15 protein-coding genes and 1 pseudogene are annotated in these 19,204 nt (G+C 67.8%); 12 read left to right on the top strand and 4 right to left on the bottom strand.

Features of this window, described 5'->3' with window-relative positions:
- Positions 1-48: 48 nt before the first annotated feature.
- The 3 genes and pseudogenes from ACGFU6_RS07105 to ACGFU6_RS07095 all read right to left on the bottom strand — a co-directional run.
- Positions 49-209, bottom strand: a pseudogene (locus ACGFU6_RS07105) (methylmalonyl Co-A mutase-associated GTPase MeaB); the annotation flags it as partial.
- Positions 206-2,428 carry a methylmalonyl-CoA mutase gene (gene scpA / locus ACGFU6_RS07100; RefSeq protein WP_393608656.1) on the bottom strand — a complete coding sequence of 741 codons (2,223 nt, stop codon included), beginning with the start codon at positions 2,426-2,428 and terminating at the stop codon, positions 206-208. The gene scpA and the pseudogene ACGFU6_RS07105, both read right to left, overlap by 4 nt.
- Positions 2,425-4,236, bottom strand: coding sequence for a methylmalonyl-CoA mutase family protein (locus tag ACGFU6_RS07095; RefSeq protein ID WP_393608654.1), 1,812 nt, complete (start codon positions 4,234-4,236; stop codon positions 2,425-2,427). The genes scpA and ACGFU6_RS07095 overlap by 4 nt, the downstream gene beginning before the upstream one ends.
- 765 nt (positions 4,237-5,001) lie before the next feature.
- Here ACGFU6_RS07095 and ACGFU6_RS07090 point away from each other — a divergent pair.
- From ACGFU6_RS07090 to ACGFU6_RS07045, 10 genes are all read left to right on the top strand, one after another.
- The gene (locus ACGFU6_RS07090) at positions 5,002-5,379 is read left to right on the top strand and encodes a cupin domain-containing protein (RefSeq protein WP_393608653.1); all 378 of its coding nucleotides are present in this window, start codon (positions 5,002-5,004) and stop codon (positions 5,377-5,379) included.
- On the top strand, positions 5,376-6,569 hold the full coding sequence (locus tag ACGFU6_RS07085) for a CaiB/BaiF CoA transferase family protein (RefSeq protein WP_393608652.1): 1,194 nt from the start codon (positions 5,376-5,378) through the stop codon (positions 6,567-6,569). The genes ACGFU6_RS07090 and ACGFU6_RS07085 overlap by 4 nt, the downstream gene beginning before the upstream one ends.
- A 518-nt stretch (positions 6,570-7,087) precedes the next feature.
- Positions 7,088-7,582: a flavin reductase family protein gene (locus ACGFU6_RS07080; RefSeq protein ID WP_107421731.1), complete on the top strand. Its 495-nt coding sequence runs from the start codon at positions 7,088-7,090 to the stop codon at positions 7,580-7,582.
- A gap of 55 nt (positions 7,583-7,637) precedes the next feature.
- A complete protein-coding gene (locus ACGFU6_RS07075) occupies positions 7,638-9,908 on the top strand; it encodes a CocE/NonD family hydrolase (protein WP_393608651.1) in 2,271 nt (756 codons plus the stop codon).
- A gap of 58 nt (positions 9,909-9,966) precedes the next feature.
- The gene (locus ACGFU6_RS07070) at positions 9,967-10,518 is read left to right on the top strand and encodes a nuclear transport factor 2 family protein (RefSeq protein WP_393608650.1); all 552 of its coding nucleotides are present in this window, start codon (positions 9,967-9,969) and stop codon (positions 10,516-10,518) included.
- A gap of 146 nt (positions 10,519-10,664) precedes the next feature.
- Complete coding sequence (locus ACGFU6_RS07065; protein ID WP_393608648.1) at positions 10,665-11,846, top strand: acyl-CoA dehydrogenase family protein; 1,182 nt, start codon at positions 10,665-10,667, stop codon at positions 11,844-11,846.
- Between the two features lie 14 nt (positions 11,847-11,860).
- Entirely contained in the window at positions 11,861-13,054 is a 1,194-nt protein-coding gene (locus tag ACGFU6_RS07060) for a zinc-binding alcohol dehydrogenase family protein (protein ID WP_393608647.1), read from the top strand.
- The gene (locus ACGFU6_RS07055) at positions 13,051-14,709 is read left to right on the top strand and encodes a bifunctional 3-(3-hydroxy-phenyl)propionate/3-hydroxycinnamic acid hydroxylase (protein ID WP_393608645.1); all 1,659 of its coding nucleotides are present in this window, start codon (positions 13,051-13,053) and stop codon (positions 14,707-14,709) included. Before ACGFU6_RS07060 ends, ACGFU6_RS07055 begins: the two co-directional genes overlap by 4 nt.
- Before the next feature lie 82 nt (positions 14,710-14,791).
- Entirely contained in the window at positions 14,792-15,925 is a 1,134-nt protein-coding gene (locus ACGFU6_RS07050; RefSeq protein ID WP_393608643.1) for a DUF3500 domain-containing protein, read from the top strand.
- A 12-nt stretch (positions 15,926-15,937) separates the two neighbouring features.
- Positions 15,938-16,909: a fumarylacetoacetate hydrolase family protein gene (locus ACGFU6_RS07045; RefSeq protein ID WP_393608642.1), complete on the top strand. Its 972-nt coding sequence runs from the start codon at positions 15,938-15,940 to the stop codon at positions 16,907-16,909.
- Positions 16,910-17,177: 268 nt separating this feature from the next.
- Here ACGFU6_RS07045 and ACGFU6_RS07040 read toward each other — a convergent pair whose 3' ends face one another.
- Positions 17,178-17,828, bottom strand: a complete 651-nt coding sequence (locus ACGFU6_RS07040; RefSeq protein WP_393608641.1) for a TetR/AcrR family transcriptional regulator — start codon at positions 17,826-17,828, stop codon at positions 17,178-17,180.
- Between the two features lie 315 nt (positions 17,829-18,143).
- Between ACGFU6_RS07040 and ACGFU6_RS07035 the strand changes: the two genes are divergently transcribed.
- Together ACGFU6_RS07035 and ACGFU6_RS07030 are read left to right on the top strand one after the other, a co-directional pair.
- Positions 18,144-18,362: a helix-turn-helix domain-containing protein gene (locus tag ACGFU6_RS07035; RefSeq protein WP_393608639.1), complete on the top strand. Its 219-nt coding sequence runs from the start codon at positions 18,144-18,146 to the stop codon at positions 18,360-18,362.
- A 15-nt stretch (positions 18,363-18,377) separates the two neighbouring features.
- Complete coding sequence (locus ACGFU6_RS07030; protein ID WP_393608637.1) at positions 18,378-19,202, top strand: IS630 family transposase; 825 nt, start codon at positions 18,378-18,380, stop codon at positions 19,200-19,202.
- Positions 19,203-19,204: the final 2 nt, after the last annotated feature.

Below are 19,204 nucleotides of genomic sequence, written 5' to 3'. Positions count from 1 at the left end.
GAAGGGCGTCCAGGATGTACTCGTTCAGTCGACCTGCTGGTCACTGCGCCGTGCCGCCAGACGCCCATGCGGCATCAACCGGGTCACCAGCCGCCGGGCCGACTCCCGATGGCCGGGTCGGGTGGACTCGACGAGCGTGACAGCACGTGCAACGACGACCGCCTGCCGGCGAGCACTCCCTCGACATACATGTCGAGATCGAGCTTCATGACGTTCCGGTCCCGGGCAGAACCTCGTGACCAAGTGAGGCGCCGAGGCGCGTCACCAGATCGTGGGCCGCGTCCGGGATCACCGTTCCCGGCGGGAACACGGCCGCCGCGCCCGCCTCGTGCAGCGCGTCGACGTCCTGCGGCGGAATCACCCCGCCCACCACGATCATGATGTCCTCACGGCCCTCGGCCGCGAGCTCCGCACGGAGCGCCGGTACGAGCGTGAGATGGCCGGCGGCCAGGGAGGAGACGCCCACGATGTGCACGTCCGCCTCGACCGCCTGCCGGGCGACCTCGCCCGGCGTCTGGAACAGCGGGCCGACGTCCACGTCGAAGCCCAGGTCGGCAAAGGCGGTCGCGATCACCTTCTGGCCGCGGTCGTGCCCGTCCTGGCCCATCTTGGCGACCAGGATCCGCGGACGCCGCCCCTCCGCCTCCTCGAACGCGTCGACCAGCGTGCGGGTGCGGTCCACGGACGGCGACTCCCCTGCCTCATTGCGGTACACACCCGAGATCGTACGGATCTGGCCCGCGTGCCGGCCGTACACCTTCTCCAGGGCGTCCGAGATCTCGCCCACGGTCGCCATCGCCCGTGCCGCGTCGACAGCCAGCGCCAGCAGGTTGCCATCGAGACCGGGACCCGGATCCCGCCCCGCTGCCTCCGTCAGCGCGCGCAGCGCGTCCTGGCAGACCCGTTCGTCGCGCTCCTCGCGCAGCCGTCGCAGCTTCTCCAGCTGCTGGGTGCGCACCGAGGAGTTGTCGACCTTGAGCACGTCGATCTTCTCGTCGGTCTCGACGCGGTACTTGTTGACGCCGATGACGGGCTGGCGGCCGGAGTCGATGCGGGCCTGGGTGCGGGCCGCCGCCTCCTCGATACGGAGTTTGGGGATGCCGGCGTCGATGGCCTTGGCCATGCCGCCCGCCGCCTCGACCTCCTCGATGTGCTGCCAGGCCCGCCGCGCCAGGTCGTAGGTGAGCTTCTCCACGTACGCGCTGCCGCCCCACGGGTCGATGACCCGTCCCGTGCCGGACTCCTGCTGGAGCAGCAGCTGGGTGTTGCGGGCGATGCGGGCCGAGAAGTCGGTGGGCAGGGCGAGCGCCTCGTCGAGGGCGTTGGTGTGAAGCGACTGGGTGTGGCCCTGGGTCGCGGCCATCGCCTCCACACACGTGCGGGTGACGTTGTTGAACACGTCCTGCGCGGTCAGCGACCACCCCGACGTCTGTGAATGGGTGCGCAGGGAAAGGGACTTGGCGTTCTTCGGTTCGAACTCCCTGACCAGCTTGGCCCACAGCAGCCTGGCCGCCCGGAGCTTGGCGACCTCCATGAAGAAGTTCATGCCGATCGCCCAGAAGAACGACAGCCGTGGTGCGAACGCGTCGACGTCGAGGCCGGCGTCGCGCCCCGCGCGCAGGTACTCCACCCCGTCGGCCAGGGTGTACGCGAGCTCCAGGTCGGCCGTGGCTCCGGCCTCCTGGATGTGATAGCCGGAGATGGAGATCGAGTTGTAGCGCGGCATCTTGCTCGAGGTGTACGAGAAGATGTCCGAGATGATCCGCATCGAGGGCTTCGGCGGATAGATGTAGGTGTTGCGGACCATGAACTCCTTCAGAATGTCGTTCTGAATGGTCCCGGCCAGCATCGAAGGCGCTACGCCCTGCTCCTCGGCGGCCACGATGTACAGCGCGAGGACGGGCAGCACCGCGCCGTTCATCGTCATCGACACCGACATCCTGTCCAGCGGGATGCCGTCGAACAGCTGCCGCATGTCGTAGATCGAGTCGATCGCCACACCCGCCATGCCCACGTCGCCGGTCACCCGCGGGTGGTCACTGTCGTAGCCGCGGTGGGTCGGCAGATCGAACGCGACCGACAGACCCTTCTGCCCGGCCGCGAGGTTACGGCGGTAGAAGGCGTTGGACTCCTCCGCGGTGGAGAAACCCGCGTACTGCCGGATCGTCCAGGGCTGGTTCACGTACATCGTCGGGTACGGACCGCGCAGATACGGCGCCACCCCCGGATACGTACCGAGGAAGTCGATCCCCTCCAGGTCCCGGCCGGTGTACAGCGGCTTGACCGCGATGCCCTCCGGGGTCTCCCACAGCAGGTCGCCGTCGGAGCTCCCGGAGGACTCCTTGACCGCGGCACGCCACTGGTCCTCGGTCACCTCGGCGCCGCCGCCCGGCCCGAGCTCGATGTCGGAGAAGTCGGGGATACTCATCGGGGCACTTCCATGCGGTCGAGGGCGGTGGACAGGGCGGCAACCGCATCATCACCGGCGAAGAGGTATGCGTCGACGCCCGGGTACTTTCCTGGTCCGCCGGCCAGGAAGACGTACTCGGCGCCCTCGGATCTGAGCTCCGAGGCGACGGTGGCTGCCTGCGCCTCGTAGTCCGCGTCGCTGCCACACATGCAGACGTGGCGCGTTCCGCTCTCGGCGAGACGTCCACCCGTGACCGGCTCGATCCCGCCCGCCTGAAAGAGATTGGCGGCGAAGGTGAGGCGAACCGTGTGCTCCGCCACGGTTCCGATGCCGGTCAGGTATATCCGCGGGCGGCTGCCGGTGGTGGCGAGGTGTGCGTCGGAGCGTGCACGCAGAACGTCGAACTCGTCGTCGCGCCGGACGCGGGGCAGCCCGCCGGTCGATGACCTGTGTCCTGGCGTACGTACCACCGGGTCCTCGGCCAGGTGCGGGAACTCGCTGACTCCGGTGATCGGTTCCTCGCGTGTGGCGAGTCGCCTCGCGCGGGCGGACCAGGTTGCGGCGAGCTTCTCACCGACCATGCCGGACCGGACAGCTTTCCTCTGCCCGCCCGTGCGCTCAATAGCCTGGAAGAAGTCCCATCCTGCGTGGGCGAGTTGGCCGGTCAGGCTCTCCACATACCAGGAACCGCCCGCCGGGTCGATCACGCGCGAAAGATGCGACTCCTCCATGAGGATGGCCGACGTGTTGCGGGCGATCCGTCGGGCGAACCCGTCAGGCAGGCCGAGTGCATCGTCGAACGGCAGCACGGTGACGGCGTCCGCGCCGCCCACACCGGCCGAGAGCGTCGCGATCGTGGTGCGCAGCATGTTCACCCAGGGGTCCCGCTTCGTCATCATCACCGATGAGGTCACCGCATGTTGGAGCTGACCTCCCCGGTGAGGGATACCGCAGGTCTCCGCCACGCGCGCCCACAACCGCCGCGCGGCCCGCAACTTGGCGATGGTCAGGAACTGGTCGGCAGTGGCTGCGTAACGGAACTCCAGCTGTGAGGTCGCTTGTTCGACGCTCAGACCCGCCCGGGTCAGTTCACGCAGATACGTGACGCCGGTCGCCAGCGCACACCCCAACTCCTGGGCGGCCGAGCCACCGGCTTCGTGGTAGGGCAAAGCGTCCACGGTCAGCGCTCGCAGTCCGGGATACGTGTCGGCACAACGCTGCGCCAGATAGGCAGCCATTTCGAGGTCGAGCACCTCACCGGTACGGGCCTCGTGGCCCAGCGGATCCGCGCCCAGATTGCCCCGGGCATCCCCGCGCGCGACTCCCCGCGTCTCGTACAGGCGCAGCAGTTCGGCCGACGCCGAGGCGGTTTCGCCACCCGCGTCGAGGGCGACCGGCGCCAGGTCGAGATGCACGCCGCCCAGAACACGGTTGAGCGCGGTCGCGGGGATGCCCTCGGAGCCGACGACGAGCCAGAGTGAGGTGACGCCGTTCTCCAGATCGGTCAGGACGGCGGAGTTGTCCGACACCGTGTGCCGCTGCCTCACGTCCCAGCCTGCGACGCTGTTGCCCGCGGCACGCGCCCCGCGTACGAACGGGGCGAGACCGGGAAACCCTGGATCGGGTGCTGCGTCGTCTGCCGTGTACAGGGGCTGGGTGACGATCCCGTCCTCCACGAAGGTCGACAGAGCCTCCTCCGCGGTGGAGTCCGCGGACTCCTCCCCCGCTCTGCGCAGGACACCGCGCACAAGGGCCTGCCACTGCTCGGAAGAGGCGCTGGGGAAGTCTCCGGCAAGCGGCAGGCCTTCGTCGGGCAGGACTGTCATGGAGGCCCTCACAAGATCGTTGGTAGCGGTGGCATCTCCCCAGCCGGTGGGACGTGTTGACCGTCCCTGGGATCAGTCGGGTGGTCCAGGCGTCGCCCCCTGAGTCCGCTCGGCGGATGCAGGGGCTTTGCGGCGGCTTACCGGCGCCGGCTGAAGCGTCTCGGGCTCAGGAGCCACGAGTGTGCGCGACCGACCCGGGGAAAGAAGTCGCCGCCCTGAGCAGAATAGTAGAAGCCGATCAAAAAATGTCAACACTTTGCGCGAACGGCGACAACCCGACCCCACCCCTGCCACACAAGGCCTCCCCGTGAGGCACACGACCCGTGCGACGCCAGCACGAGGCGCGAGCGGCCCCAGAGCGGCCCCGTTCAATCACAGAACACCCCTCGCACCCTGGGCCTGGTCGAGCACACCCCCACACCACCCTGACGTGGCGCACGGAGTTCGCCTCCACACATTCCCAATCATCAATGTTGACATTTTAACTCCCAGTGCGCCTATGGTGCTCCTGACCGCCACCCATTCCGCAGAGCCGGCCACGGCGGTCGCGCACAGGCAGTGAAGTCACCGCGTCCGCCTCACGGCAACGGGGTCCGGTCCGAGGACTGGCCGTCCATCGCCACCTGCCCCGCATCCGAGGGCACTGGCCCATGGACAGGTACACGTCTCCCACCGGCCACCCCCCGCCCGCGGCCCGTCAGCTCCGTCAGCTCCGTCAGCACAAGCGCCCGGCCTGCACGCTCAGCAAGAATCGAGTGCACGCTCATGTCGATAGACATCGCCCTGTTCGAAGAGGGACAGCCCTTCCAACCTGCCGGACACCATGGCGTCGGCCCGGTCCATCTTTTCGGCGGCCAGGACTACACCGGCGCCGTGACGGTCGCCCTGTCGCACTATCTGCCCGGCGGCCGGGCGGACCTCTCACCTGTCCCCGCGGAGACCCTCTACCTCGTGGTGACCGGCACACTGTCCCTGACCGACGGCGACGGCGTCACGCACACGCTGCGCGCGCTCGACGGCGCACGACTCCCGGCCGGCACCGTTCGCAGTGTGGAGAACTCGACCAACCTGCCTGCGAGCATGCTCGTCATCCGGCCGAACCCGGCCGCTACGCCGACGAGTGACGCCGAGGCCCAGTCGTGAGCGGGGCGCTCGACGGACTGCTCGTCGTCGACCTCACCCGAGCCCTGGCCGGACCGCAGGCCTCCATGATGCTGGCCGACCTCGGCGCCCGCGTGATCAAGGTCGAGAGTCCCGCCGGGGACGACACCCGCTCCTGGGGGCCGCCATTCGTCGGCGGGGACGATGGAATCCCCGTGTCGACCTATTTCCTGTCCTGCAACCGCAACAAGGAATCGATCACACTCAATCTGAAGTGTGACGAGGACGCGCAGGTGCTGGCCCAACTCGTGGAACGGGTCGACATCCTCATGGAGAACTACAAACCCGGAGCGTTGCAGCGACTGGGATTCGGCACCGATCGGCTGATGGAGCTCAACCCGCGTCTGGTGGTGCTCTCGATCAGCGGGTTCGGGCACGACGGACCCGAGGCCCATCGCGCCGGCTATGACCAGATCGCCCAGGGCGAAGCGGGGTTGATGTCGGTCACCGGACCGGACCCGGCCCATCCACAGCGCGTCGGTGTGCCGATCGCCGATCTCATGGCCGGGATGAACGGAGCCTTCGGCGTCCTCGCCGCGCTGCGGGAACGCGATCGCACCGGTCGTGGACAGATCGTGCGCACCTCACTGCTCGCCTCCGTCGTAGCCGCTCACGCGTTCCAGGGCACCCGGTGGACCGTCGCGGGTGAGGTCGGCGCCGCACAAGGCAACCACCACCCCGCCATCGCCCCCTACGGACTGTTCCGCTGCGCGGGCGGCAGCGTGCAGATCGCCTGTGGCAATGACGCCATGTGGGGCCGTCTCTGCGCGGCGTTCGATCTGACCTCCGACGACTCTCGGTACGGGACCAACACCGACCGCGTGGCGCATCGGGACGATCTGACCGCACTGCTGGAGTCCGCCTTCACGCGCTTCGAGCCCGATGAGCTGCTGCGACGACTCGCCGATGCCGGAGTGCCCGCCGGTCGGGTCCGAGCGCTGGACGAGGTCTACGCGTGGGAACAGACCCGCTCGCAACGCCTGCTCGTCGACGTCGAGCACCGGAGCCTGGGAAAGATCTCGCTCCCCGGATCGGCCCTGCGCACTTTCACCGTGGACACAGCAGGCACGGAGACAGAGACCACCCGTGTCGACCACGTGCCGCCGCCGGCCCTCGGCGCCGACGCCGAGGCCATCCGCGGCTGGCTGGACCGTTCCCCGACGCAGGCATAGGGGCACCTCCGCCATGGCCTCCGGCCGGGCGTGCTCCGGCACGCAGTCCGATCCCGTCACAAGAAGCGCACACCTGTGTCGCTACGACGTATGACCTGTACCGCACAAAGAGCATTCAAGTGTGCACAGCTTCGCCATCCCATCGATGGGCGATCAAGCTACTTTCGCGACGCAATCCCGCAAAGAGCCATGTAAATCGGCGAATCAAAGAGTGACGCATGAAACCTGCCGACCAAAGTGTTGACATTTTAGCGGCAAGAACTAGTGTTCAGGACAGGCGTCACGCGCGTATCACGTTCGCGAGGCACCAGCGAGACCGGCCGGGTCCGCGGCGAAAGTTGCGGCATCCGAGTGCGCGGCTCGACATCGACAGCCTCATCACAGCGGCTCTTCCAGGCACCTCGCCTGCGCAGTTCCCCGTCATCAGCACCATCCCGCACTACCTGGCGGCACCCAAGTGAGCACGCCCCACCTCGACCGAGGCGGACACTCGGCAGCTGCCGAACGAGGAGATTGAAGTGAGAGGTATCGAGCCGGTGACGGCAGCCGACCAGCTGCGGCGGGCCTTCGGGTGCTTTCCCTCCGGAGTCGCAGCGGTGTGCGCGCGCTACGACGGCGAGCCCGTGGGGCTGGCGGCGAGCTCGTTCACGTCGGTATCCATGGAGCCCCCACTGGTATCCATGTGCATTCAGCACACCTCGACCACCTGGCCGAAGCTACGGGAACAGCCGCGCCTGGGGCTGAGCGTACTGGCCGAGGGGCAGGACGAGATCTGCGCGCGACTGGCGAGCAAGGCGGCCGACCGCTTCGCCGGCACGGACTGGTTCGCTTCCGACGACGGCAGCATTTTCGTGGACGGTGCGACGCTGTGGCTGGACTGCACCATCCGCGAGGAGGTCCCCTGCGGCGACCACGACATCGTGCTGATGGAGATCCACGGTCTCAGCGCGACCCCGGACACCTCCCCGCTCGTGTTCCACGGCAGCAGGTTCCGGCGACTGGCCAGCGTCTGACGCTCGGCCCGCTGACCCGATCCCGCCATGTCCCGACCCACGAAGGCAGAGAACCATGCTGCGCACAGGAAGATTCGCAGGACCCGTCGTCGGACTGCGGTTCGAGACCCCTACCCACTCGGGCTTCACGGACGATGACGGCACATTCTGGTTCCGGGACGGCGAAGTCGTCGTTTTCTCAGTCGGGACGGTTCTGGTCGGTGCAGCACGCGGAGCGGAGAGGATCACCCTCGCCGACATCGTCGCGCGGGTCGACGGCAACATCGACAAGCTGTCCGATCCGGGGCTGACGAACATCGTTCGCTTCCTGCTCACACTCAATCGCAACGACAGCCCGGACGAAGGAATTCACCTCGCCCCGGAAACCCACGACCTGGTGGGCGGACGGGCCGTCGACTTCCGCTACGGACTCGCGTCGCTCCCGGGCGGACCGGCCGATCCCGTCCAGGCGTTCACCGACGATCCGACCGTCGCGAAACTGATCGACGACCTCAATCAGGCGGAGATCTACACCGGCGCCGAACCTCGTCGGCTCGCTTCGGCGTCGGCGGCACGCAACGAGGTACGGCGCAACGTCCTCGGAATCCGCCGCTTCCGCGATGTCAGGATCCCTTTGCGCAACGGCTCCTTCGTATACGCGGACGTCTATCGTCCGGACACCACGGAGCCGGTCCCCGTCGTCATGAACTGCGGTGTGTACGGCAGGGCTTTCGTCCATCACTCCCTCGCAAGCGATGTGGACGCCGAGCGCCACGAGGCGATGGAAGAGCGCTACTTCCGTGGGAATCCGGACGGGTACGAGTACGAGAACCACGAGAGCATCAATACCGAGGCGTGGATCCCGCGAGGTTACGCGCTCGTTCGCGTGGACAGTCCTGGCGCCGGCAAGAGCCCGGGAACGCTTGGCATTTGGGGAATCGACGAGGCGGAAGCGTACTACGACGCCATCGAGTGGGCCGCGGCACAACCCTGGTCGAACGGCAACGTCGGTCTGTGGGGCATGTCGTACTACGCGGTGAGTCAGCACGCGGTGGCCAGCCTCAATCCGCCGCACCTCAGGGCCATGATCGCGATCGGCACGGACACAGACCTCTACGAGGAGGTCATGTATACCGGGGGGATCCTCAACGAGGAGTTCTTCCCCGGATGGTTCGAGCACGGCATCGTTCCGGCGATCTGCGGCGAGGTCGACGCCAAGGACTTCCTGGGGATCGCCAGGGCCAACCCCTTCAGGGACTCGGACCCGTCAGCGATCTTCGGGCCCCGGGCCGAGGTGCTGATGAGCCCCGCTCTGGGCGAGGTGACCGTGCCTCTGTGGACGGTCGCCGCGACCACGCATCCCGGCAACTTCCACCAGCTCGGCAGCAGCGAGACCTACCTGAACACCGTCACACCGAACAAGAAGATCGACTTCTGGGAGGACTGGTTCCTGAAGTCCTACTCGACCGCAGCGGTCGAGGACCACATGGCCTTCTTCGACCACTGGCTCAAGGGCATCGACAACGGGATCATGGACAAGCCCCCGGTCCGCCTGGAGATCCGAACGGGAGGGGGTGCCTCCTACCTCCAGGAGGAGCACGAGTGGCCGGTGGCGCGCACGCAGTACGTGCGCTGGTACCTCGACGCCTCTCCGTCCGGTCCGGACGTCGATCTGCCCTGCGACAACGTCCTGCGGCTGGTACGGGCCACGCCGGAGGACGACGGGTCCGTGACCTACTCCGCCGAAGTGGATCCGACCGCACCCCGCTTCCCGCCGGCGACCGGTGAAGGCGCGGTGATGACCGCGCCGTGCAGCCCGGGTGCGACATTCGTCAGCGGGCCGCTGGAGGAGGACACGGTGCTCGCCGGGTACAGCACGGCGGTGCTGTGGATGGCCGGCACGAGCGAGGACATGGACATCTACGTGTCCGTGCGCGTGCTCGATGCCGACAACCGCGAGGTCGACTTCTGCGGACCTGCTCTGATTCCCGGCATCTCCACCCGGTTCTATCCGCTGGCCAAGGGATGGCTCAAGGCCTCGCACCGCACGTTGGACACCGAGCGGTCGACGGACTTCCGGCCGAAGCACACGCACCTGCGGAACGACTACGCCCCGCTTGGGGACGGCGAGATCGTGCCGGTGGAGATAGAGATCATTCCGAATACCGGTCTGGTGAGGAAGGGGTATCGCATCCGTATCGATGTCCAGCCGTACACAGGCGTCGGGCATGGAATGCGCCATGCCTACGACCCGACCTATCACGACGGCGCGCACAACACGATCTACACGGGTCCGAGCCATCCGAGCTATGTGCAACTTCCTGTTCTGCCCGCGAGGAAGTCCTGATCCGGTTCAAATCCTCACAAAAATGGCTCAAGGTATTCGTCTTCAGTGAGAGGAAAACATGAACATCGATGAACTGAGCGCCCGTGCCCACATCCACGACGCTCTGCTCCGGTACTGCCGCGGCCTCGACAGGGTGGACATGGACCTCGTGCGCGGCGTCTTCCACGAGGATGCCTGGGTCCAGTTCCCCGAGAGCCTGCACATCGGTCCCGTGTCCGGGTTCATCGAATTTCTGAGCGGTGAAATGCCGCGCTTCGTGCGGACCATGCACATGCTCGGAAACAGTCTGGTCGAATTCGACGGCCCCGACACCGCCCACGTCGAGACATATCTCCAGGCCGACCATCAGGGTTCGGAGAGCCACCAGTGGAAGGGTGAGTGCGTCAAGCTCTGGGCCCGTTATCTCGACCGTTTCGAGCGACGTGACGGCGTATGGCTGATCGCCCGCCGCCGACTTCTCGTCGACTGGATGTACAGGTACCCCGCGGACGGCTGGTTCGACGACCACCCCGACGCCTCCGCGGGCCGGCGGGACGGCTCCGATCCGGCCCTGCGACAGGTCGCCGGATTCGGCGGGGTGCCGTCCGCGGGCGACACCTGGCCCTCCTGATCCGCCCCGTCACCCCTCCGGAGACCGGGCCGCTGGCGCTGCCACCGAACGGCGAACCAGCAGACACGGACGCGCACCACTAGAAGATCGCGAGGCTTGAGACCATGGGCAGCAACACGAAAGCGCACCCTTCACAGGCTGAAGAGATGGTCGGACGCATTACCGAGCTGCGGCCCTGGCTTCGCGACCAGCAGCCCGTGGCGGAGCGACAGCGCCGCATCCCCCAGGAGAACATCGAGCGCCTGGACGCGGTCGGCGTCTTCAGCCTGACCACACCGAAGCGCCACGGTGGCGCGGACTTCACCACGCGCGAACTGCACGACATCTACCGCGCCCTCGCGGCGGGATGCGGGGCGACCTCGTGGGTCGTGTGGGCGGCCGCAGGGGGGAACCTGTGGAGCTTCTCCTTCGCGGACGACGTCGTCGCACCGGTGTACGAGGCTCCCTGGGCCGGGAACCGCACGTTCGCGGTGGGGGGATCGAGCCGACGGATGTCGGGAACCGCGCGGCGCGTGGATGGCGGCTGGATGGTCGAGGGGAAGTGGCCGTTCGCGACCGGGAGCGTCCACGCGTCCCACGGATATCTCGCTGTGTACTGCGACCCCACCGACGACGCGAAGGTCGGCATGGTCCTCGTTCCGAAGGACAGCCTCGTCGCCAAGGACGACTGGGAAGCCATGGGGCTGGCCGCCACAGGCAGCCAGACCGTGGCCACCGACGGCGAGCTCTTCGTACCCGACGAGCGGTTCAGTACTCCCGCCCTGCTCGCCTCGCGGATCGACGAACTCACCGCGCGGGGACTCGGGCCGCGGCGCGGCGGGCTCGCCCGTTCGCTCGTGACGGGCACGGGTACCGCGCTGGGCATGGCCGACCATGCGATGGAGGTCTTCCTCGGAACGCTCGGGAAGCGCACCCTCCCCTACTCGCCGTACGGGAACCAGGCCGATGCCCCCATCACCCATCTCACCGTAGGCCGGGCGCACAGCCAGATCCGGGCCGCGGGTCTGGTGGCCGATGCCGCGATCGCCGCTCTGGACGAGTGTGAACGCCAAGGAGTGGATCCCACCGACCGTGAGGTCCTCCAGTTCCACACCGACGTCGCCTATGTCTGGGACGCCTGCAGCTCGGCCGTCGAGACGCTCTTCCACGCCTCCGGGGCGTCCGCGATCGCGAAACGGCAGCCGCTGCAGCTGATCGCCAGGAACTGCCGCGCCGGCAGCCTGCACGCGGCCCACACCATCGACACGTGGCTGGAGAACCTCGGACGAGCACTGTGCGGGGCCGACTCCGCACCGACGTTCACGACCGTGCTCGAACGCCGCTCCTAGGGAACCTGAAGACGTTGAGAAAGCGCACACACGATGCCGGGCATGGCCCCGAGTCCCACCGTTCGGCGGCCACACACGAAACGGTCCGGGCGGCCGTCGTCGAGGCTCCGGGTGCCGAACCGCGCACGGGGTCGGTCGCCTGGAGGCCACGAGGAGAGGGCGAGACCTCCATTGCCGTGGTCGCGGCGCCGTTGAACCCGCTCGACCTGCTCATCGCCTCCGGAACCTTCCACTCGGCCCGCCACGAGGATCCGTACGTCCCGGGCAGCGAGTGCACAGGAATCGTGCTCGACTCCGACCTCTACCAGCCCGGCACATGGGTCTACGCCGAGTCCCACGCTTCCCCGTCCGCCCCCGGCACCTTCGCCGCCAAGGTGCTGGTCTCCGACGAGGACGTACTCCCGCTGCCCGGCGGACTCGACCCCGTGCGAGCGGCGGCTGTCGGGAACTCGGGGACCGCGGCGTTCATTCCGCTGCTCGAAGCAGCCGGTCTCCGCCCCGGGGAGACGGTGCTGATTCTCGGAGCCACCGGCGTGGTCGGGCGACTCGCCGTCCAGATCGCGCAGCGCAGCGGGGCGGGCAGGGTGGTCGCCGTGGCCCGCGACGCGGCAGCGCTCGAGTCACTGCTCGCCGTCGGCGCGGATGCCGTCGTCGTACTGCGCCCCGACGAGGGACCCGACGAACTGGCGGCACGGTTGTCGGCGGCGGCCGGCCCGGTGAACGTCGTTCTCGACGGCGTGTACGGGCCACCTCTGGAGGCTGCGCTGCGTGTATGCGCACCGCGCGCCCGCGTGGTGAACATCGGCAACCCGGCCGGTGCGACCGCCCAGGTGCCGGCGGGACTGCTCCGCGGGAAGCAGCTCACCCTGTCCGGCTTCGCAGGCCTGCACACCCCACTGCGGGACAAGCGTGCAGCGCTGACCTGGCTGTGGTCCGCCCTGGCCCGCGACGAACTGTGGATCGACGTGCGCACCGTCGCACTCGATGAGCTCCCGGCGGCGTGGCGGGACCAGGCTGCCTCACCTCACGCCAAGTATGTGGTCCTGCCCGCCGACGGCGAAGCTCACCGCACCACAACCGGCACCACCTTGACACCACCGGAGCGCTCGAACGTGAACGTGCCCCCCGTACCACCTGCCGTGGTGCCGGCCGACCCCCCGTTCGGGCCTGATGCCAACAGCCACACGGCGAAGGAGCCGGACGCATGACCGCCTCAGCAAAGAAGTCCGAACCGGCGCCGCTCCTTCGGCGGGCCGTGGACTGCGTCATCATCGGCGGCGGACCCGTCGGTCTGCTGACTGCCGTCCTGCTGGGCCAAGCCGGTCTTCGGGTGTCCGTCGTGGAGCGCTGGCCCGCGCGGTATCCCCTGCCTCGAGCGTGCACCATCGATCACGAAGCCCTCAGGATTCTCCAGGCTGCTGGGGTCATGCGTGACCACACAGACCTCTTCGAACCCTCCCAGGGCGAGCGCGGCGGGTACGAGTTCCGCAACGGTGAGGGCGAGCTGCTGCAGGCCATCGACTGGAACAGGCCGGCCGAGTCGGGCTGGGCGAACACCAACGGGTTCTACCAGCCCGACCTCGAAGCCGCTCTGGAGGATCTGGCCGCCGCGACACCGGGGGTGACCGTTCACCGTGGCTGGACCTTCCTGTCACTGGCCGACGAACACGGGCACGAGGGTGTGTCGGTCCGGGTATCCCGCACGGAGCAGCCGGACGAGGTCGAGCACCTTCGGGCGCGATGGCTCATCGGCGCCGACGGTGCGAACAGCGCCGTGCGCACGCAGCTCGGCATCGAGGTCGGAGATTCGGGATTCCAGGCCGATTGGCTGGTGGTGGACTACCGGCCGAAGGGCGAGGAGAACTGGAGCGCCTTCGTCACCCAGTACTGCGACCCGGCGCAGCCCGCGACCGCCGTCAACAGCGGGCCGGGTCGGCGGCGTTTCGAGTTCATGCGCCGCGAGGACATGGCCGTTGACGCACTGAATCGGGCCGACACGGCCTGGCGCCTCATGGAGCCCTGGGGCGTGACCCCGGAGACGGCCCGCCTGGAACGGCACGCCGTCTACACGTTCCGCGGGCGTTGGGCGCGTACGTGGCGGAAGGGGAACGTCTTTCTCGCCGGTGATGCGGCCCACCTCATGCCGCCGTTCCTCGGTCAGGGACTGTGCGCGGGTCTGCGTGACGCGCGCGCCCTCAGCTGGCGTCTCGCGATGACGCACCAGGGCCTGGCAACTCCCGCCGTGCTCGACACGTACGGTCCGGAACGCGGTGGCCATGTCCGGGAGATCATCGACGAGGCGGTGGCCGCCGGACGTGTCATCTGTGAGCTCGACCCTGTCAAGGCCGCTGCCCGCGACGCCGAAATGAAGAAGCGGTCGCGCGATCCGCTGGCCGACACCCGGCAGCCTCCGCACCCTCGCCTGGGCGAACCGTCGTTGACGATGACGAGCACCGGGTCCGAGGGCCGGCTGGCGCCGCAGGGGCGGGTCCGGTCCGGACGACGGGAGGGGCTCTTCGACGATGTGGTAGGCCAGGGGTGGCAGCTGATAAGCCGTGCCGGGAATCCCGCCGAGTGCTTGGGCGGGGCGGACCTGTCCTGGTTCCGGCAGATCGGCGGTGTGGTCGCCGACCTGTCGGGTCGGGGTTCCGTCGAGGATGTCGACGGCGTCTACGCGCGGTGGTTCGACGAGCACGCGTGCGAAGCGCTCCTCGCACGGCCGGACTTCTACGTGTTCGCGGCCGGCGAGCACGCAAGAATCCCCGCTTTTGTCTCTCAACTGCGCCGAACGCTTCAGCCCGATATGGGGCGGCACCGTCGGCGTCATGCTCCCGGGCCCCTCCATGAGGGTGAGGGCCGGTGAGCCCGTCACCGGCCGCAGCGCAATTCGGCGGCGCAGCAGATCGTGATCAACCGACGAAGAAGGGCATGACGACATGGCGGGGATGCGACATTCACACCACAGCGATGAGCTTCCCGAGGCACACCTGCCGCGGCCGGGTGGTTCCTTCGACGCGACCGCGGTCACCTTCGCCGCGATGGGCCTGTTCGACGCGCTGACCGCCGAGCAGCGGGCGAAGGTGCTGTTGCTGTCAACGGATCCGGGCCGGAAGCACTGGAACTTCCTTCCCGAGTCCGGCCGCCACGGCCTCGCTCTCGGGGAGCTCGACCGTCATCAGGAGGTATTGGCGCACCGGCTCATCGCCGAGTCGATGTCGATTCCGGCGTACGCGCGCTTGATCCAGGTGATGGCCAACGAGCATGTGCTGCGCGAGCTCAATCTGCCCGTGTTCGGTCACATCGCGGCGACGTTCCGTGATGCCCGCGGTTACTTCCTCACCTTCTTCGGACAGCCGCAGCCGGACGCTACCTGGGGCTGGCGCCTGGTCGGGCACCATCTGTCGGTCAACGTCACCGTCGTGGACGGCGACCTGGTCAACGCCACCCCGTTCCTGCTCGGCGCGGAACCCGCCCGCTTCGGTCCGTTCCGGATCCTCGGTGAGGAGGAGGACGCCGGCTTCGTCCTCCTGGACGGCCTCACCCATGCGCAGCGGGAAGAAGCGATCATCCACTCCAAGCCTCCGGCGGACTTCGTCACCCGCACCGTGGAGACCATCGGCGAAGTCGAGTACCCCGCCTACCACGGGGTCGGCCGTCGCGACGCGATGATCACCGATGTCGACCGCAAGGCTCTCGCCTACTTCCGCGCGCACCCTCGCGGTGTCCGCGTCGGCGACCTCTCGACAGCCCAACGCACCCAGTTCGACGACCTGCTCGCCCTGTTCGTCGAGCGGGCACGCCCCGGCCTGGTCGGCTTCGAGATGGATCGCATCACTGCCGCCGGCGGCGTCGAGGAGTTGCGTTTCGCCTGGGCCGGCGGCACGTCCGTCGACCAGCCGCACTACTTCCGTATTCAGGGGCCAGTGACCCTCGTCGAATTCGACAACGCCGAGGACAACGCCAACCACGTCCACAGCGTCTGGCGCGACCCCTCCAACGATTTCGGCGCGGACCTCCTCGTGCAGCACCACCTCGCGCACGACCACACGGGCTCGCCCGAGGACAGCGTCGACCAGTAGACCCGCAGCGCAGTGGAGACCGGTCAGGAACTCGAACCGGTTCCGGCAACGGGGTGGTCGGCAACAGACGGCTCCCAGGTCGCGTACACGCACCCGAGAAGCAGAAAAGGACAGACGATGAGAATAGTAGGCATCAAGCGACTCCACGACAGTTGCGGCGTGGAGGTCGCCGCGCTGATCGAGGAGCAGAAGCAGGTCTCCGTCATCGCCCCGCTCGCAGATTTCTGGGCCGATCCGACAGGGCATCTCTCACGGCCTCCCACCGGGCGGACACTTGCCCTCGCCGATGTCGAACTGGTTCCTCCGGTACTCCCCGACGCCCGCGTCTTCTGTATCGGACTCAACTACGCGGAGCACGCCGCGGAGGGCAGTTTTCGGGATCAGGACCTTCCCCCGTATCCCACCCTCTTCGCGCGGTGGACCCAGTCTCTGACCGTTGATGGAGCTGAGGTCCCCGTACCCTCGAACGAGGAGGGACTCGACTGGGAGGGCGAAGTGGTCGCCTGGGTCGGAACACCTCTCGTCGATGCCACCCCCGAGGCAGCCGTGCAAGCCGTCATCGGATACTCCACGTTCAACGATCTGACCGCTCGCAAGGCCCAGAAGCTGACCACCCAGTGGTCGTTGGGGAAGAACGGAGACCGATCCGGACCGATCGGCCCGATGGTTCCGGCCGCGGAGGTCGGCGACCTGAAGGACGGCCGGCGGCTGCGGACACGGGTCAACGGCGAAACCGTTCAGGACGCCAGTACCAGTCAGATGATTTACGGGGTCGGGGAAACGCTGTCGCTGATCTCGCACACGCTGTCCCTGCGCCCGGGCGATCTGCTCGCGACCGGCACACCGTCGGGCGTCGGCTACGCCCGTACGCCTCCGCAGCTGCTGCAGCCGGGGGACACGGTCGAGGTCGAGGTCGAGGGCTTGGGCATCCTGCGCAATGCCGTGGTCGGTAACCACTGCCGGTCGGTCAGCACGGCCATCTGACACTGCCACGCTTCCGAACCACCGTAGATGAGGGATACGTAGTAGGCGCACGTCTTCAGTGAGTAGGGCCTGCGCATGTGCGAGACCGTGGGCGGACAAGCGCGAAGGTGCTCCGGCAGGACACTCCCTGTGGGCCATCGCGTCCCCAGCGGGTCATCCGGGCGAGCGGCGGACCCCAGGTCGAGACTGGGAACGGCTCCTCCTTGACACATGTATGGGCCTCCGCGCTCGTTGACCGAGCGCGGACACCATGCGTCAGCGGGCTGACTCAGGCTGGCGGGAGTCCCGTCTCCGTTGTGGTGATCGTGCGCAGGAGGCGGTCGTAGTAGGCATGCAGACGGCCGACCATGTCGAACTGGTCAGGGTTGAGGGACCACTGGATCCGCAGTCCGTCCATGACGGCGATGATCTCCTCGGCGATGGCTACGGGGTCGACGTCCGAACGGATCTCACCACTGTCGATACTGCGCCGGAAGGCTCCAGAGATGTTGCCCACCAGCCGGGCGTAGCGCTGTGTGAAGAAGGCATGGGCGGGGTGTCCCGGCTCGGCGGCCTCCGCGGACAGCACGGTGAACATGCGCACAAGGCCGGGACGGGTGGTATTCAGGGCGACCAGCTTCAACGCGGCAGCCACGTGCTGCGCAGCTGTCACCTGCCGAGTGTCCGTCAGGCCGTCGTCGCTGAAGACCCACGCGCGGTCGCGTTCCTCGCTCTCGCCGAGAACGGAGAGCAGTAGGTCTTCCTTGCTGCGGAAGTGGTGCAGCAGGCCGCCCTGGGTGATGCCGACGTCGTGAGCGATCCGGGCGAGCGAGCTGGCGTGGTAGCCGTTGCGGGCGAAGTGCTCGACGGCTGTATCCAGGATGCGCTGGCGTCGTTCATCGCCCACGGCGTAGCTGCCACGAGGCTTTCGGGGAGGCATATGCCCAGCCTACGGGTCCGAAGGACGCGGATCGATATCGATCTCCATGCCCGATTCAAGTGCGACCCACGCCATGACTTCAAACCTGTCCTCGACTTTCATGACGGTTCGTCGCTTCTCCGGCGGACCGTCGACAGCAGCTCGACCGGACCGCAATGCCACCATTCGTCGGCCGGCCCGTTCGCTTGAGAGGCACCCCGGATCCCCGGTCGCCGCAACCAGCAGCCGCACCTACCTGACAACTACTGAACTTGATCGGGTGATGTCGGGCTGTTCGTCAGACAGCGTGAAGCTGGCCTCGGTAGAACTTGTCCGGTGAGATATGCGCAGGGCGGCGGCTTGACCGATGTCGAGAGAGCCGCGCGGGAACGGGTCCGGCGCCAGGCTGTGACTCACTTCGAGGCTGGCGGGAAGAACCGCGAAATCGCTGCCACGCTGCGAGTCTCGGAGCGGTCAGTGGAACGTTGGCGACGCCAGTGGCGCGAGGGCGGCCACGCTGGAGTCGCCTCGAAGGGGTCACCTGGTCGACCCTGACTATCTGACGCGCAGATGACCAGGCTGGAGCGGGAGTTGGAGCACGGCCCGCTGACACACGGGTGGGCCGACCAACGCTGGACGCTGGCCCGGGTGAAGACGATGATCGGCCGGCTGTTCCACGTCTCGTACACCGTGGAGGGCACGTGGCGACTGCTGCGGCGCTACGGCTGGTCCTGGCAGCAGCCGACGCGGCGTGCGATCGAGCGTGACGACGGCACGGTTGTGGAGGCGGGAGGTGTGGCCGCGGGTAAGAGCACCGCGGCGGCGAACGGAGCCTGGGTGGTCTTCGAGGACGAGGCCGGCCAGTCGATGACGCCGCCGCTCGCCAGGCCCTGGGGCCGCAGGGGTAGCACTCCGGTCGTCCGCGTTCGCGGGCGGGGATCGGGCCGAGTCTCCATGGCAGGGATGACCTGCTACAAGCCGGGTGAGCGGTCTCATATGTTCTACGCGATCCGCGAGTACCGGGGCCGCAAGGACGAACCGAAGGGCTTCGGCTGGAAGGACTACCGCGACCTGGTCATCCGCGCCCACACACAGCTCGGCTGCCCGATCGTGCTGGTGTGGGACAACCTGCGCATGCACCTGGTCGCGCCCCTGAGGGAGTTCTTCGGGGCCAACGCCTCATGGCTCACTGTGTTCCAGCTGCCGACGTATGCCCCGGACCTCAATCCGCAGGAGGGCATCTGGTCTCTGGTCAAACGCGACATCGGCAACCTGGCCGCCGCCGACCTTGGCCAGGTCACCCGCGCTGTGAAGCGCAAGCTCAAGATGCTGCAGTACAGGCCGGAGGTGATCGACGGATGCCTGGTCGGCACCGGCCTATCCCTGTCGATGTGATG

The organism is Streptomyces sp. NPDC048462 (assembly GCF_043200175.1).
Taxonomy (GTDB): Bacteria; Actinomycetota; Actinomycetes; order Streptomycetales; family Streptomycetaceae; genus Streptomyces.
The sequence above is the reverse complement of the archived record's forward strand: the minus strand, read 5'-3'. Positions and strand labels throughout refer to the sequence as shown.